The sequence below is a fragment of the Natrialba asiatica DSM 12278 genome (assembly GCF_000337555.1).
GTDB classification, from domain to species: domain Archaea; phylum Halobacteriota; class Halobacteria; order Halobacteriales; family Natrialbaceae; genus Natrialba; species Natrialba asiatica.
Window position 1 is genome coordinate 1 of the sequence record NZ_AOIO01000022.1, and the last position, 14,653, is coordinate 14,653.

A 14,653-nucleotide genomic window follows, 5' to 3' on the forward strand; every position below is an offset into this window, starting at 1 on the left:
GTCAGAACCGCGCTGACGCCGCCGACCGGACCGGTCTTTCTCTCGGTCCCGGTCGACGTCCAGCAGGCCGAGACGGACCAGTCGCCCGAACGGCTCGGCCAGATTCCGACCGCCGGACGCGGCGACGCGGACGCCATCGGCGAGGCCGTCACAGCGCTTGCCACCGCCACGGAACCCGTCATCGTCCTCGGTGACGAGGTCGGCCGCCGGGGCTCCGAAGCGGTCGCAGCCGCGGTCGAACTCGCCGAGGCCGCCGGCGCACGAGTTCACAACGAGATCCTGGCCTACGAGGTGAACTTTCCGACGGCTCACGAGCAGTGGCAGGGCGTCCTCTCGACGAAAGCGCCCGCGACGGCGGCGGCGATGGACACCGATACGCTCGTTTTCGTCGGCTGCTCGACGAATACGACGGTCACGCGACCGACGAGACGGTTGGTCCCCGACGACGCGAACTGCGTCCACATCGCCGCCGACGCCTGGGAACTCGGCAAGCACGCCCCCGCCGATACGGCGGTGCTCGGCGATCCGGCGGCGATCCTGCCCGAACTCGCTGAGCGGGTCGCGGCGGCCGTCGACGAGGGCGAACGGGAGCGGCGACTCGAAGGTGTCCGCGCGTGGGCCGAGAGCGAGGCGTCCGGTTCGGCGACGCCCGAGACGGTCGACGGGACGCTTACGAAAGCCGGTCTCGCGCGGGCGTTTCGCCGCGCCGCGCCTGACGCGCTTATCGTCAGCGAAGCCATCACCGCGTCGCCGCCGCTCCTCGACGAGTTCCCGTTCGAGGCCACCCAGTTACTGGGGACGAAGGGCGGCGGACTCGGCTACGGACTGCCCGCGAGCGTCGGCGCTGCCGTCGCCGAACGCGAGGCGGGCGGCGATCGGTCCGTCCTGGGGTACGTCGGCGACGGCTCGTACCTCTACTATCCGCAGACGCTGTACACGGCGACGCGGTACGACCTCGATCTGACCGTCGTCATCCCCGACAACCGGAACTATCGCATCCTCAAGGAGAACACGGCGGCGCTGATGGGCGGCGATCCGGACGAGTTCGACTACGCCGGCATCGAGTTCGAACCGCCGGTCGATCTGGTCGGGAGCGCCGAGGCGCACGGGGCAACCGGTATCAGCCTGGAGTCCCCGGGCGAGATCGGCGAGACGATAGGCGAGGCGCTCGAGCACGAGGGGCCGGTCGTCGTCGACGTGCCGGTCGTCGACCGTTGAGGGGCCCCCAGTTTCGGCCGTGTACTCGCGTCGGAAAAATATCTGTTCTTTTATATATGTCTGACGTATCGTTTTGTGCTGGGAGAGCGAACGGGCCAGCATGACAAGCCTGACGGAGGCGTACGAGGGGAACACCCGGGAGGTGACGAGCCGACGGCGGCTGTACGCCGGCACGGGGCTCGTCCTGGTGGGTGCGATTCTCGCCGTCGTCGCCGTACTCGTCGCCACGACGGACGTCGCCGCCGAGTTCGTGGTCGGGTTCACCGATTGGGGAATGGGCGATGGGTACGCGGTCGTCCGCGTCGCCGGCGTCCTCGCGGGGATCGGCGTCCCGGCCGCACTCGTCGGCGTCTTTACGGTTTTGCCGGCGAGCCGCCGCGTTCGGGCCGCCGCCGCGATCAGCGCGAGTCTCTGCCTCCTCGGGGTCGTGCTCTTCTGGTACGCCTACCCCCATCGCTGGCGCTACGGCAGCGATCAACTCACGCTCGAAGTCTCCGCGATCTACCTCCTCGGCCTCTTCATCGCCGTCTGGTGTCTGTTCGTCGCCGTCGTCAACTTCAAAACGCGAAACGACCCCGGCGGCATGCTCGAGATGAACGTGACGCGGCACAATCAGACGGTCGTCGAAGTCGAGGAGTCGACCGATCCGGGCGGGCTCGGCGGTATCGGATTCCTCGGTGGAACCCCCGACGGAGACGTCGAAACGCAGACGAACGGCGACGAAACCGACGGCGGTCTATCCTCCTCCCGATCGACTTCGTCCTCCTCAGCCGCCTCGAAAGCCGGACAGGCGAGAGAGGGGGCCACGACACAGTCGACAGCCGCCACCGGAGCCGTCACAAGCGACGGGGGCGCAACCGCAACCAAACTCTCCTCGCCGATCGAGTCCGAGCCGCTCGGCGACGGCACGGACGCAGAAATCGTCACGGATGCGCCGGACGATGCCACAGCGACCGAACCAGCCGAGCCGACCGATCGCTACTGTGGCAACTGCAGGCACTTCGAGTACGTCCGCTCGTCTTCGGGAATGGTTCCGTACTGCGCCTACCACGAACAGGGCATGGACGATATGGACGCTTGTGAAGAGTGGACGCCGAACCGCCGGTAAGTGATAGCAGTCGCGGTACCGATTAGAAGCCGATCGACTGCCGCGCGAGTTCAATTCCTTCCTGCGGGAACCGGAACACGAGAACCGCCGCCAGTGCGACCTCCGCGGCGGTCACGAGGACCGTCACGAGATCGGCGCGCCGACTGCTGACCGCGACGCCGACCGGCAGGCCGAACTCCTGCTTCCAGAGGGGATAGAAGAGCGCGATCCCGCGCTTGCTCCCCGCCACGTCGAGGACGTAGTGCGTCAGAATACCGACCCAGACCCACTCGAGGTTGCCGAAGAGTTCGGGAAAGACGGCGAAGCCGGCCAGAATCGGCAGGTTGTGCAGCGTCTTTCTGTGCTTGCCGAACGCGGTGTCGACGTCCGGAAACAGCGCGCCGAGCGTGATCGGAACGCCGATTGAGACGATGGTCTCGAAGGTCGCCAGATTCCCGGCCGGTTCGAGCAGGTATCCCAGTCCGATACTCAACAGCGCGGCGTTGAGGACGTGCCCCTTCTTGTTCATCACCCGATACTCGAAATCCGACCGCCGAATAGCTTTCTTTTGTGACTCTCACTCGGCCGTATCAGTATCGGTGTCGGTGTCGGTGTCAGTGTCAGCGTTAGTCTCGAGATCGATATCAGTCTCGGCGTCGACCGCCTCGGGATGCTGGCCTTTGACTTCCGCGAGCAAATCCGCGAGCGCCCGATCGACGGTCTTCGCGCGAACGTCCGCCCGGTCGCCGCTGAACTCGTAGCGCGAGACCGTCGCGTAAGAGGATTCGCTTCCCCAGGGACCGGCGTAGGCGACGCCGATGAAGACGGTGCCGACCGGCGTCTCCTCGCCCCCGCCGGTGGGCCCGGCGACGCCGGTGGTTGAGACGCCCCAGGTGACGTTCGTCACGTCGCGGACGCCGCGGGCCATCTCCCGTGCGACCGGTTCGGAGACAGCGCCGTGCTCATCGAGCGGTTCTCGACCGACGCCGAGGTGGCGGCGTTTGGCGTCGTAGGCGTAGGTCGTCAGCCCGGACTCGAAGTAGTCGCTCGCGCCCGGCACGGCGGTGATCGCCGCCCCGATCAGGCCGCCGGTACAGGACTCGGCGACCGAAAGCGTTTCTTCGGTCTCTCGAAGCGCGTCGGCAACGTCCATCGGGAGGGTGCGATCGATGTCGTCGTTCATAGCTGTCCGAAGGGGATCCAGCGTTGTCAAGGCGCGGTTGGCTCACCGTCGGAGGCGACGGACGGAACGGCTACGAGGCCATCGAGAGCGACGGAACGAAGAGAACGGCGGAACGGAAAGAACGACGGTACGGGCAGTCCCATACACCCCCATGGAGTACGAGACGCCGCTTTTCTTCCACGTCATGGAGTACGCCGACCGAGCGGAGACAGATGTCATCGACATGGTCAGCGGCAACCCCGACTGGAAGCCACCCGAGGCGCTTCGAACCGGCCTCCACGAGTTCGCCGACGCCGACCCGGACCGATTCCAGTACCCGCCGAGCGACGGACTGATCGAACTCCGCGCGGAAATCGCCGACCGCCGCGGCGTCGACATCGACCAGGTCGTCATCACGAACGGGGCGGGCGAAGCGAACTACCTCGCGATGGCCCGGGCGATGGAACGCAACCGGGGGAGCGAGATCCTGTTGACCGAACCCGTCTACCCCTACTACCCCGGCAAGACGACGATGCTCGGCGGCACACAGCGTTTCGTCTCGACGGACGAGGCGGGCCAACTCGATCCCGCCGACGTGCGCGCCGCCGCGAGCGACGAGACGGCCGCCATCGTCGTCAACTCGCCGAACAACCCGACGGGCGCGGTATACCCCGAGGAAACCGTTCGCGAACTCGTCGCCGCCGCCGAAGCGTACGACGCGATCCTCATCAGCGACGAGGTCTACGACCACTTCGATCTCTCGGGCCAGTTCTCGAGCGCCCTCGGCGTCGACTCCGATCACCGAATCGTCACCAACGCCTTCTCGAAATCGCTCGCGATCACCGGCTTCCGGGTCGGGTACGCCATCTTCCCGCCTGAACTCGTCGCAAACGCGCGGAGTCGGCACATGCTCGTCAACGTCGCCGGGAGCCGCCCGGCCCAGTACGCGGTGTTACACGCCCTGCGCGAGACGGACCCGGACTACTATCGGCGCAACCGCGAGCTGCTGCGCGAGCGCGTCGAGACGTTCACCGATGCGCTGGACGCCGCGGGCGCGGCCTATACAACACCACAAGGGGCGTTCTACGTCATGGCTCGGTTCGAAGGGTATCCGGGAACGCTCGCAAACATCGAGCAATTGATCGACGAAATCGGCGTCGCGGGGATGCCCGGCGACGCGTTCGGGGACTCTCGCAGCGACTGGCTCCGGTTCGCCCTCGTCACCCCGCGCGTCGAGGAAGCCGCCGAACGGTTGGTGCAGTACTTCGATTGATCGGCCGTTCCTGCCGACTCGAGTTCGCTCCGCTGTTCGAACGCCGACGACCCTCGAGTTCGCGCTTTCGAACGCCGCTGAAGCAGCGAGACCGAGCGGGTACCGCTGCCACTGCTAGCTTTATCAGCCGGGTCGATGTCGTCATCCCTATCGCTATGAACTACACCGAGTTCATCGGCCAGGTCCAACACGAACTCGAGTTCGCACGGGCCGGCCAGGCCGTTCGGGCGACCCGAGCCGTCCTGACGACGCTGGGAGAACGGCTCCAGGGGGGAGAGGCAACCGACCTCGCCAGCCCGCTCCCGATGGAGATCGACCGGTACCTGATCGCGGCCGATCACGGACAGCGCTTCGACTATCAGGAGTTTCTCGACCGAGTTGCCGAACGGGAAGGCGTCGATCGTTCCGATGCGAACTACCACGCCCAGCAACTGGTTGCTATCGTCGCGTCCGTGGTTCCCCCGGGAAACATCGAAAAAGTACGGAACGGCCTGCCGGAGGACTTCGATCCGCTGTTCGAACTGATCGACGAGTCCGCTCTCGAATGACCCGAGAGCACGCCGGTGACAGCCGCATACTCGTCCCCTACGATGGCTCGGAACCGGCGACGGCCGCACTCGAGTTCGCGTTCGAAACGTTCCCCGACGCGGCGATCACCGCCCTCTACGTGATCCCGATCGCAGAAACGACGTTCGAGCCGCTCGAGGGACCGGAACTTCGCCTGCCCGTCACCGAGCGGGCCCGCGAGTACGCGACCGACCTCCTCGAGGAGGCGACCGCGCTCGCTGCGAGCGCGGATCGTGAACTCGAAACGGAGGTCGCGGCGGGCAAGCCGGAGCGGCGGATCGTCGATCGGGCGGCCGATGAGGGTTACGAGACGATCGTTATCGGGAGTCACGGGCGAGACGGCGTGTCTCGCGTGTTGCTCGGGAGCGTCGCGGAGAGCGTCGTTCGGCGGTCACCGGTCCCGGTTACGGTCGTCCGATAACTCGCGTTTTCCGTTGTACCTCCGTCCTTCGTTCGGCCAGAGACCTACGTTGGACCGACGAATACTCGTGTGATCGAATCGAAGCGACTGACATGAGTGGAATCGACGTTGGAGTCGTCGACGAGGACGAGACGGAGACTGTCGCCGGTGCAGACGGCGGCGAAACCGACAGCGGCGACTCGAATACGATCGAGGTCACGCCGACGAGTTCACCTGACGAGGAGCCAGCGCGGGAAACGGTCGATGTCGAGCCGTCCGACGAGCCGATCGACGGGCCGGAGTACGTCCTCTACGGCGGGAAAGGTGGCGTCGGCAAGACGACGATGGCCGCCGCGACCGCGCTCGATAGCGCCCGGGGCGGGACCAGCACGCTCGTCGTCTCGACGGACCCCGCCCACTCGCTCTCCGATACGTTCGAGATCGACGTGCCCGCCGAACCGGCCCGACTTCGCGAGGACGTGCCGCTCTACGGTGCCGAGATCGACCCCGAAGCGGCTGCGGAACGCGGCCAGGCGATTTTCGGTGGCGGCGGTGAGGACGCCGAGTTCGGTGCCGGCGACGGATCCGACGGCTTCGGCGAGGGCGATCCGTTCGGCGGCTCCGGCGACCAGAGCGGGGCCGGCGGGCTGGGTGATCTCGGGGGCCTCGGCGACATGCTCGGCGGGGAGAATCCCATGGAAGCGATGCTCGGTGGTGCGATGCCCGGCGCGGACGAGGCCGCGGCGATGCAGTTGTTGCTCGCGTACATGGACGACGAGCGATTCGACCGCGTCGTCGTCGACACGGCACCGACGGGCCACACCTTGCGATTGCTTCAGTTGCCGGAGGTCATGGACACGATGGTCGGCCGGATGCTCAAACTCCGCCAGCGGCTAAGCGGCATGTTCGAGGGCATGAAGGGGCTGTTCGGCGGCCAGGACGACGAGGAGCAGACGCAGGATCTGTCCGATCTGAAGGAGTTGCGAACGCGTATCGAACGGCTCCGGTCGGCGCTCCAGGATCCCACGCGAACGGACTTTCGGATCGTGATGATCCCCGAGGAGATGAGCGTCTACGAGTCGACGCGGCTGCGAGAGCAGTTGCGGGAGTTCGAGATCCCCGTCGGCACGGTCGTCGTCAACCGCGTGATGGAGCCGCTTTCGAACGTCACCGACGACGTCGACGGCGAGTTCTTGCGGCCGAACCTGGACGACTGCGAGTTCTGCCAGCGCCGCTGGGACGTCCAGCAGTCGGCGCTCGCGGAGGCCCAGGACCTCTTTCGGGGACCGGACGTGCGGCGAGTGCCGCTGTTCGCCGACGAGGTCCGCGGAATCGGGATGCTCGAAGTCGTCGCGGCCTGTCTCCGGTAGCCGGCCACTCGATCGTCTCGCGTCGAAACGCCTCTCGAATCCGTCGCGACAATCCGGTCGTCACGTCGAGAACGGCGTTCACCTGCGCTTACGTCCGATTATTCCTGCTCGTCGACGGGAAGCAACACGCGATACGTGGGCGATGATTCGATGTGGGCCCGAAAGTGATTTTCCGCTGTCCGTCTCGGCGTGCCGTCACCTGTATCGGCCGCGCCGGTTACGATCGCAACGGAAGCACCGCGCTCAGCGATTCGTCGCGTTGAACTCGTTGCGGTGACGGTAAAGGTATGCTGCAATGAGTCCCGAACCCACGGCGCTACCGAGCGCTGAGAGGTCACCGGTGGTGATTCCTGCGGCAAGGCCACCGAACGTACTCCCGGTATAGAGGAGAACCATCCAACTCCAGGCCCAGTACAGCCCGCTCCACAATCCCGCGGCTAAAACGAGCACACCGAGGCCGAACCCGAGTAGCAACGCTGGGACGACGAGCGACAGCAGAGTTCTCGACGCGAGACGTGGCTCAAGCTCGACGATGGAGAACATGCCGAAACCGGCCACGACGAACGCACAGAGGCCCGTGACGCCCGCAAGAGTTTTTACACCGAGAGCAGGTTCCCCCGAAGGCGTATCGGTACCGCTGCGTTCCATCAATCGCGTAGACGGGAAGTCGCTATATATCGATACTGATCGGCACCCTTCCTATCCGGCAGGGTTTCCACCGGCAGGCACCGCTTTGAACTCGTTCGGTACGGCGGCAAAACACGTACGACAAATCGCGTGGTATTCGGTCCAAGCATCGATGATCGAGACACTGATAATCGCGCTCGTAAGCGTCGTAGCCGTGGTTCTGCTATTCCTTCCAAACTGGGCGATCAACTGGTGGCAGACGCAGAAACGGGATGAGACCGACTCGGAGTAGTCCGATCCGTCACAACCGGTCGTGCTTCGCGATTGTGCTGCTGTGACGACGGTGAGTGGAACTCCGTCCACCTCCAGACGACCGGTGGCTGAACGTCTGTGGTACCGCCCAGGTCCGTCGCAAAGACGGGAATCGACACTGCTCCCGGTTGCGACACCACCCAACGCCATCGCCTTCGGAAGCGGCTACATCCCGCCCCCAGATGGCCCGCGTCGGCGTCGGACTCAACGTCATCGAGATCGTATTGATCACATTCGTCGCACTGCTGTGGCTCCCGATGGCGCGGGGTATCGACCTGGGAACACTCCCCACCGAGGTCGTCGAGTCCTGGGGCGGCTAACCCCCTCGAGCCGGCGTTTTCCCGCGATACCGGACCGTTCCCATCAACTGAGAATCAGCGCGCCGCTTGATTGGGAAACTCGCCAACGATAGGCACGGGCACGATGACCACGACGCGACGACGCAGCCGAGTTCAGCTGACGCCCGACCTGTCCCCAGGCGAAACGCCACACTCGGATACCGCGCTCCCATAGCATCGCACTCGTCATCCTTCGGCCCTTCTGTCCCATGACATCGCTTTCAGCCCAGGAACGTTCGATTCTCGCCGTTCTCGAGACGACGCAAGCGATAACCGTCGCGGAGATCGCGACTGCACTCGAGATAACGATCCACCCGATGACGGTCGACCGACACTGTCGAGCGCTGCAGCGGGCGGGCTACGTGAATAGACGACCGGGTGGCGCGTACACGTTGACCTGTTCTGGAGCGTCAGTACGGCAGGCGGCTGCAGATTGACCTGTCGCCGATCACGGCGCGACTAGTCGCGCGTGGTGAATGCAGCGGGGTTGGTCGTGTCCCTGTCGGTGTCCTTGCCGGCCTTGCCGTCGAGTTCCGTACGTCTCTGTCGTCGAAACCCGCTCCCTCCGGAGCCGAACGCCCGCTCCCTGCTGGAAACACTTCGTCGAGTGCACACTCGAAGCAGTAGTGGTTGCGTCCCTCGGAACCGGTGTAGACGGGAATACCGGCGACTGTGAACTCGGCTCGATACCGTCGCACCAGGCCCTTCTCAATCCGGGAGCGACAGCTCGCACAGCGTTCGGCACACTCCGCTTCCGGGCGGATGACACGACTGTCGACGGAGTGGGCGTATCCGAACTGCGACAATGCGCCTCGTCGATTCAGTCGGCGTCGGAACCCGGGCGTCACGAAGATACCGAGAGCGACGAGGCCGAGCATGACGGCAAGGACAATCGCCGGCGGCAGTAGCTCACCATCTGTGAGTCCTTCGTTCGCGAACTTTAGAGCGACTGTGAGCGTCCCGAGAAGTCCAACGGCGATCGAGAGCCAACCGGCGATACTGTAGAGGACGTTCGAAACCGCGTCCGCGAGTTCAACGGTATCGAGTTCCGAGTTCGACATGATCGGTAACCGTCGCTTTCTATTCGGGGAATCGTGAATAGAGTTGCTGTCGTGACACGACAGCGTCAGGCGAGTTTCCGAAGGAGTCCGTAGGCCGCATCCCGCAGCCGATCCGGCAGGAATCGGGCGTAGACGCCGTACTGGGCCAGCGGACCGACGGGATACCGCGCCGGCGGCTCCGGCGTCGAAGCCGCATCGAGAATCGCCGCCGCAACGTCGTCGGCTTCGGACGCGAAGGGGCCACCTGCCCCACCGCCGATCAACTGCGCCTCGTCGTAGAGTTCGTACAGCGACTCGTAGGCCGGGGTCCGCTCGTCGTCGGGCAGTTCCTCGTCGACGCGGTCCGTGAAGTTCGTCTCGACCGGGCCGGGTTCGATCAGGGTTACGTCGATACCGAACTCGTCGACTTCGGCGCGCAGCGAGTCGGTCATCGCCTCGAGTGCGTGTTTCGATCCGGCGTAGGTGCCGGAGCCGGGAATCGAGATGCGACCGACCACGCTCGAGACGTTGATGATTCGCCCCTCACCCTGGGCGCGCATGTGCGGCAGTGCGGCGCGGATGAGTCGGTGGGGGCCGTAGACGTTGACATCGAACTGGCGGTGGAGATCTGCCGTCGAGATGTCTTCGAGCGGACCCATCTGGGCGTAGCCGGCGTTATTGACGAGACAGTCGATCGCGCCGGTGAGATCGACGGTTCGTTCGACGACGGACGCGATCTGGTCGGGATCGGTCACGTCGAGTTCAAGTGTTGTACAGCCGGCTTCCTCGAGATCGGTGATGTCGTCCGCGTTGCGGGCCGTTGCGATGACTTGCCAGTCTCGCCGGAGAAATGCCTCGGCAGTGGCGCGCCCGATACCGGACGAACAGCCGGTGATCAGGACGGATTGTTTTCGGGTGTACCGGTCGTCGCCGTCGTCCGTGTTCGACGACGTGCGGTCGTCACGGTCGGACTGGGATGGTGTCGTTCCGGTTCCGGTTGCGGTCGCGGTCTCGGGATCGGTCGATTCCCGGGATCGGTCAGTGTCGGTGCCGTCGGCCCCGACCTCGTCGGATTCCGCGGGACTCTCGGCTTCCTCAGCGGTGGCCATGTGTGACCCGTTCGTGAGACGATACCTAAGTATCGACGGTTTGTCGCGCTCGGTGGAAGTTCTATCAGCGACGACGGTCAGTCGTGCGATCGGGACTGGGATCGGTGCAGCGACATCTCACTCCGAGAGGTTTCGCCGTTCGTCCATGAGTGCTGCTGCCGTGTCGGCCCAGTCGCTCCAGAGGAAGCCCGCCGTGACGACGACCGTCCACCAGGCGTAGCTGAGGACGAGACCGGCGTACACGCCGGGAAGGCCGTAGTCGAGCGTGATCCCCGCGAGGTAAGACACGCCGAGCATGAATCCGAACGTGCCGGTAAAGCGGGCGTAAAACGGCGTCCGCGTGTCACCTGCGCCCCGAAGGCTTCCGGAGATGGGAAAGAAGATGCCGAAGAACAGCATCGAGACGCCGAAGACGCGGGTGAACGTGGCGGCGTGGGTGAGCGTCTCGGCGTCGTTCGTGAACACGCGGGCAATCGGCGTTGCACCGACGACCAGAACGACACCGGCAATTCCGAGCGTCAGGACGCTGAGCGCGGTCATTGCGAGCCCCGAAAACCGTGCATCATCCGGTCTGCCGTCACCCAGGGTTTGCCCGACGACGATGCTCGCGGCGACGTTGAACGATCGGTACAGCGGTCCGGCGAGTTGCTGGTAGATTCGGCGGCCGATGTGATAGGCGGCGTTTACCTCCGTACCGAACGTGAGCAACAGCGCATTGAACGGAAAGTTCGCGAGCGACGTGCTCATTCCCTCCGCGAAGTTCGGGAGGCTGACGGCGACCAACTGGCGCGTGATCGTCAGCGATTGCGGCCGGGCGAACGAGAGTTCAGTCCAGGCGCTCGCGATTGCGGCGGTTATCATGATGGCCTCGATCGTTCGACTGACCGCCGTCGCCAGCCCGACGCCGACGATGCCGAGTTCGGGAAAGACGCCGATCCCCAGACCGAGCCCGACCGTCACGACGATGTTGACCCCGTTCGCGACGACGTTGACGGCCATCGGCGTCCGCGTGTCGCCGGTTCCCTGGAACGACCGCGCGCCGACGAGGCCGACGATGCGCATGGGCGCTGCGACGAAGACGAGCGCGAGGTACTGGCCGCCCATTCGGACGACCTCGGGTTCGGCGCCGAGGACGGCGATCAGGGAGTCCGAGATAGCGAGGCCGACGGCGATCATCGGGAGGCCGGCCAGGAGCCCGATGAGGATCGCCTGGGTGATCGCCCGGTCGCGCGTCGTCGTCGCCTCCCTGCCGGTATCCTGACTGGAAAGCGTGATTGCGCCGGTCCCGAGTCCGAGTCCGATTCGAAGCGGAATCTGCGCGTAGAGGTCCGCGAGCCCGATTGCGGCGACAGCGGCCGGCGAGAAGAGTCCGGTGACGACGATGTCGACCGTCCGCATCAGCGTGTTGAACGTCTGCTGGAGCGCGATCGGCCAGGACAGTGAAATCGTCCGTCGCCAGACTGAGAGCACGCGCGATCGGTCGACCATCTGTCTCTACGTTGGCAAGAGGTGGATCCGTCATATCAGGCTGCCGATAGCGGAATCCCGGTGCCGTCTGCGTATCGAACACCGCGTTCGGCGGGACACGAATGCGGATTCAAAATTCAGGAGTCCACGTAGTCGCGCTTGGCCTCGGTGGCGTAGCTATCGGCGAGGCGGACCGGCTCCGGCAGCTTGTAGGAAGACGCGAGCGCGAGCGCGATATCGGCGGCCGTCTCGGGACCGACGCGGTGACCGGGGCTGACGTACAGCGGGTTGATGTACCGGTTCGGCGAGTCGTACTGGCGCGTCTGGACGGCGTAGCCGAGCAGCGTCCCCTCCGGTGCGTCGACCTTCGCGTTCGCCTCGATGCCGACGCGCGTTCCGGTCGACAGGTTCGCCGTCTCCTCGCGAGGCGTGCCGCAGAGGAGACTCTTCGCGACGCCGATGCTCGGCACGTCGCGAACGACGCCGATGTGGGTCGCGATGCCCGCCTGGCGGAAGTGAATGCGGCCGCTTCCATCGAACAAAAAGAGGTCGGGCTCGACCGAGAGTTCGGCGAGCGCCGCGAGGATGGCACCGCCCTCGCGGAAGGACAGCAACCCCGGGATGTAGGGCGTTTCGAGGTCGGTAACGGCGGCGACGCGCTCGATTACTTCGCCGCCGCGCACGGCGACGACGGCGCTCAGTGCTCGGTCCTGGTCGCCCGCCTCGTTCGTGAGGAACGATTGGTCGATGCCGACGACGGTCGGCGGATCGCCATCGGCCGTGGCACTCGCGGCCAGCGGGTTCGTCAGCGGCTCGCGGTCGAACGTGAACTCGTCGACGAAGACGGCGGCGGCGGCGATTTCGCGCTGGAGGGCTTCCATTGCCGCGCGATCGAGTTCGGGATCGGGTGCGAGGTCGGGGCGGGGCGGAGGTGCACACATTGGTCGTGGTAGTGGGTGTTGTGACCGGGAGAAAATAGGCGTTGAGGATGATGGAGCGCGGTGGCGGTTAGCGGTTGGGATGTGGGAAAAACGGATGGCGGTGTGTAGGGGATGATTCTGCGAAGACGTGCCGAAGCGCTGCGTAGCCGATGATACGGTGTGGAAAACTGCGGACGTGAGAAGGACCGTGTGACAAACTCCCCGGGTGCGGGCGTGGAAAGAAGACGGAGAGATCCGTTAGAAGCGCCGACGGCCGCCGGGTCCGCCCGGACCGCCCGGGCCACCCGGTCCGCCGCCGCCGAGTCTGAACTGCCCCGACGTGCGGACGGTTTTGGTCCGTTTGACGTACTCGCCGTAGGCGAGGCCGACGAGGAGACCGACGAGGTGGGCGGCATGGGCGACGTTTCCGCCGCCACCGGTGCCGATGAGGACGACGCTAATGACCGCGGTCCCGGCCGTGAGGAGCCAGATAGGGACCGGGACGAGCCCGTAGAGGTAGACGGTGAGTTTCGGGTTCAGGACGGTGAGCACGCCCATGATCGCGAGGGCTGCGCCGCTGGCACCGAGGACGCCGCCAACGCCCGGGATGACCGGCCCCTGATAGATTTGGATGGCAACCTGGCTGAGTCCGGCCAGGGCACCGCTGACGATGAACAGCGCCGCGAACTTCCGCGACCCGACGTAGCGCTCGACGAGCGGGCCGAAGAAGAATATCACGATGCTGTTGAACACGATGTGTAATATATCACCTGGATTGTGTGAGAATACCGAGGTTACCCAGGTCCAGACGTATTCAGGATGTTGGGGAGTCAGAATGAATAGCGTTCGGTGGAGGGCCCCACCCCCGATAAGAAGCGTGAGCCACTGCGCGAGGAACGTGAGCCATATCAACGCGAGGAACGTATACGTCATGTTCCCGCGGAAGTAGGCAAGCGGCCCGCCCGGTCCGGTATCGATCGGGAGGGCGTCGAGAACGCGCGAACTCGCGCTCTTTGACGTGTTTGTCCCGCCGTTAACGCTCTCGTCGAAGCCGCTGTCGAAGACGCTGTTCGGATCGTTCCAGTTTTGCAGGCCGGAACAATTGTGGTTCTCTGGCAGCCGGTGGTCGGCACAGTAGGTGCCGCCACAGTGCCGACAGTTGTACGGCATGTTTTCGTCTTTCCCACACACGTCGCACGTAGCCATTGGTGGGGGTATGCACGGCGTCGCTAAGGGGTTTGGGGTTCGTGTGACTGACGAAAGCAGTGTTCGAGTTCTGGCCGGACTGTACATTTTTAGCGACGCGAGCCCCATACTGAGACGTGCAAGAGTTCGAGCGCAAGCAACTGCTCGAGCGCGTCGAGCGCGAGGGCGCGACCGTCGGCGCGGACATTCCGGAGACGATCACGGTCCAGGGCGAGGAGATCGACCTCCGAACGTTCGTCTTCGAGATCAAACGCCGCGAGACCGTGCCAGCCGGCGAGCGCGACCGCGTCGAGCAGGCGAAACGCAACCTCCGACGGGAACGCGTCGAGCGCATCGAGGCGATCGAGGAGGGCGACATCACCCGCGAGGAGGGCGAGGAACTGGCACAGAGCATCATCGGTATCGACCGGGGTCTGAACGCCCTCGAGAACCTCGGCCCGACGGATCTCGAGCGCGAGCAGCAAGCCAAGCAGGCCGCCGACACGAAACGCTGGATGTCGTTCCTGAAACAGGCGCTCGGCCGCGAGGACGACGCGAGTTCACGGAGGGGGCGCTGA

The 14,653-nt window shown here is 65.1% G+C and carries 16 protein-coding genes and 1 pseudogene; 9 read left to right on the forward strand and 8 right to left on the reverse strand.

Translation table 11 applies throughout. The features are described from left to right. Positions 1–1,218, forward strand: a 1,218-nt coding sequence (locus C481_RS08455; protein ID WP_006108758.1) for a thiamine pyrophosphate-dependent enzyme, incomplete at its 5' end; no start/stop codon positions are given. A 100-nt stretch (positions 1,219–1,318) separates the two neighbouring features. Beyond that, entirely contained in the window at positions 1,319–2,326 is a 1,008-nt protein-coding gene (locus C481_RS08460; protein WP_006108759.1) for a DUF7139 domain-containing protein, read from the forward strand. Positions 2,327–2,348: 22 nt separating this feature from the next. Here C481_RS08460 and C481_RS08465 read toward each other — a convergent pair whose 3' ends face one another. Beyond that, positions 2,349–2,834 carry a metal-dependent hydrolase gene (locus tag C481_RS08465; RefSeq protein WP_006108760.1) on the reverse strand — a complete coding sequence of 162 codons (486 nt, stop codon included), beginning with the start codon at positions 2,832–2,834 and terminating at the stop codon, positions 2,349–2,351. Positions 2,835–2,882: 48 nt separating this feature from the next. After that, positions 2,883–3,488, reverse strand: a complete 606-nt coding sequence (locus C481_RS08470) for a CinA family protein (RefSeq protein ID WP_006108761.1) — start codon at positions 3,486–3,488, stop codon at positions 2,883–2,885. A gap of 151 nt (positions 3,489–3,639) precedes the next feature. Here C481_RS08470 and C481_RS08475 point away from each other — a divergent pair, with 151 nt between their 5' ends. From C481_RS08475 to C481_RS08490, 4 genes are all read left to right on the forward strand, one after another. After that, positions 3,640–4,740 carry a pyridoxal phosphate-dependent aminotransferase gene (locus C481_RS08475; RefSeq protein WP_006108762.1) on the forward strand — a complete coding sequence of 367 codons (1,101 nt, stop codon included), beginning with the start codon at positions 3,640–3,642 and terminating at the stop codon, positions 4,738–4,740. 155 nt (positions 4,741–4,895) lie between these two features. After that, on the forward strand, positions 4,896–5,288 hold the full coding sequence (locus C481_RS08480; RefSeq protein ID WP_049904545.1) for a DUF2267 domain-containing protein: 393 nt from the start codon (positions 4,896–4,898) through the stop codon (positions 5,286–5,288). Further along, positions 5,285–5,728, forward strand: coding sequence for a universal stress protein (locus C481_RS08485; RefSeq protein ID WP_006108764.1), 444 nt, complete (start codon positions 5,285–5,287; stop codon positions 5,726–5,728). The genes C481_RS08480 and C481_RS08485 overlap by 4 nt, the downstream gene beginning before the upstream one ends. A gap of 92 nt (positions 5,729–5,820) precedes the next feature. Then, positions 5,821–7,077, forward strand: a complete 1,257-nt coding sequence (locus C481_RS08490) for an ArsA family ATPase (protein ID WP_006108765.1) — start codon at positions 5,821–5,823, stop codon at positions 7,075–7,077. Between the two features lie 243 nt (positions 7,078–7,320). On the opposite strand, the gene C481_RS08495 is transcribed toward C481_RS08490, so the two are convergent. Then, positions 7,321–7,725: a hypothetical protein gene (locus tag C481_RS08495; RefSeq protein ID WP_006108766.1), complete on the reverse strand. Its 405-nt coding sequence runs from the start codon at positions 7,723–7,725 to the stop codon at positions 7,321–7,323. 409 nt (positions 7,726–8,134) lie between these two features. On the opposite strand from C481_RS08495, the pseudogene C481_RS21150 reads away from it, so the two are divergent. Next, positions 8,135–8,336, forward strand: a pseudogene (locus C481_RS21150) (anion permease); the annotation flags it as partial. Between the two features lie 227 nt (positions 8,337–8,563). Beyond that, positions 8,564–8,791, forward strand: coding sequence for a MarR family transcriptional regulator (locus C481_RS08500; protein WP_006108768.1), 228 nt, complete (start codon positions 8,564–8,566; stop codon positions 8,789–8,791). Here the strand turns inward: C481_RS08500 and C481_RS08505 are convergent. The 5 genes from C481_RS08505 to C481_RS08525 all read right to left on the reverse strand — a co-directional run bounded on the left by C481_RS08505 (position 8,765) and on the right by C481_RS08525 (position 14,096). Further along, a complete protein-coding gene (locus tag C481_RS08505; protein ID WP_006108769.1) occupies positions 8,765–9,415 on the reverse strand; it encodes a hypothetical protein in 651 nt (216 codons plus the stop codon). The genes C481_RS08500 and C481_RS08505 overlap by 27 nt on opposite strands. A gap of 65 nt (positions 9,416–9,480) precedes the next feature. Next, positions 9,481–10,503, reverse strand: a complete 1,023-nt coding sequence (locus C481_RS08510; RefSeq protein WP_006108770.1) for an SDR family oxidoreductase — start codon at positions 10,501–10,503, stop codon at positions 9,481–9,483. Between the two features lie 117 nt (positions 10,504–10,620). Next, positions 10,621–11,991, reverse strand: a complete 1,371-nt coding sequence (locus tag C481_RS08515; protein WP_006108771.1) for an MATE family efflux transporter — start codon at positions 11,989–11,991, stop codon at positions 10,621–10,623. Between the two features lie 116 nt (positions 11,992–12,107). Then, positions 12,108–12,911: an endonuclease V gene (locus tag C481_RS08520; protein WP_006108772.1), complete on the reverse strand. Its 804-nt coding sequence runs from the start codon at positions 12,909–12,911 to the stop codon at positions 12,108–12,110. A gap of 237 nt (positions 12,912–13,148) precedes the next feature. Next, positions 13,149–14,096, reverse strand: coding sequence for a rhomboid family intramembrane serine protease (locus C481_RS08525; protein ID WP_049904536.1), 948 nt, complete (start codon positions 14,094–14,096; stop codon positions 13,149–13,151). Positions 14,097–14,212: 116 nt separating this feature from the next. Between C481_RS08525 and C481_RS08530 the strand changes: the two genes are divergently transcribed. Continuing rightward, entirely contained in the window at positions 14,213–14,653 is a 441-nt protein-coding gene (locus C481_RS08530; RefSeq protein ID WP_006108774.1) for a DUF5788 family protein, read from the forward strand.

Bases quoted from the DNA above. Each gene is read 5' to 3' on its own strand.
- C481_RS08510 (WP_006108770.1), bottom strand. From the start codon at position 10,503: ATGGCCACCGCTGAGGAAGCCGAGAGTCCCGCGGAATCCGACGAGGTC.
- C481_RS08485 (WP_006108764.1), top strand. From the start codon at position 5,285: ATGACCCGAGAGCACGCCGGTGACAGCCGCATACTCGTCCCCTACGAT.
- C481_RS08470 (WP_006108761.1), bottom strand. From the start codon at position 3,488: ATGAACGACGACATCGATCGCACCCTCCCGATGGACGTTGCCGACGCG.
- C481_RS08465 (WP_006108760.1), bottom strand. From the start codon at position 2,834: ATGAACAAGAAGGGGCACGTCCTCAACGCCGCGCTGTTGAGTATCGGA.
- C481_RS08515 (WP_006108771.1), bottom strand. From the start codon at position 11,991: ATGGTCGACCGATCGCGCGTGCTCTCAGTCTGGCGACGGACGATTTCA.
- C481_RS08495 (WP_006108766.1), bottom strand. From the start codon at position 7,725: ATGGAACGCAGCGGTACCGATACGCCTTCGGGGGAACCTGCTCTCGGT.
- C481_RS08520 (WP_006108772.1), bottom strand. From the start codon at position 12,911: ATGTGTGCACCTCCGCCCCGCCCCGACCTCGCACCCGATCCCGAACTC.
- C481_RS08460 (WP_006108759.1), top strand. From the start codon at position 1,319: ATGACAAGCCTGACGGAGGCGTACGAGGGGAACACCCGGGAGGTGACG.
- C481_RS08500 (WP_006108768.1), top strand. From the start codon at position 8,564: ATGACATCGCTTTCAGCCCAGGAACGTTCGATTCTCGCCGTTCTCGAG.
- C481_RS08505 (WP_006108769.1), bottom strand. From the start codon at position 9,415: ATGTCGAACTCGGAACTCGATACCGTTGAACTCGCGGACGCGGTTTCG.
- C481_RS08475 (WP_006108762.1), top strand. From the start codon at position 3,640: ATGGAGTACGAGACGCCGCTTTTCTTCCACGTCATGGAGTACGCCGAC.
- C481_RS08525 (WP_049904536.1), bottom strand. From the start codon at position 14,096: ATGGCTACGTGCGACGTGTGTGGGAAAGACGAAAACATGCCGTACAAC.
- C481_RS08480 (WP_049904545.1), top strand. From the start codon at position 4,896: ATGAACTACACCGAGTTCATCGGCCAGGTCCAACACGAACTCGAGTTC.
- C481_RS08490 (WP_006108765.1), top strand. From the start codon at position 5,821: ATGAGTGGAATCGACGTTGGAGTCGTCGACGAGGACGAGACGGAGACT.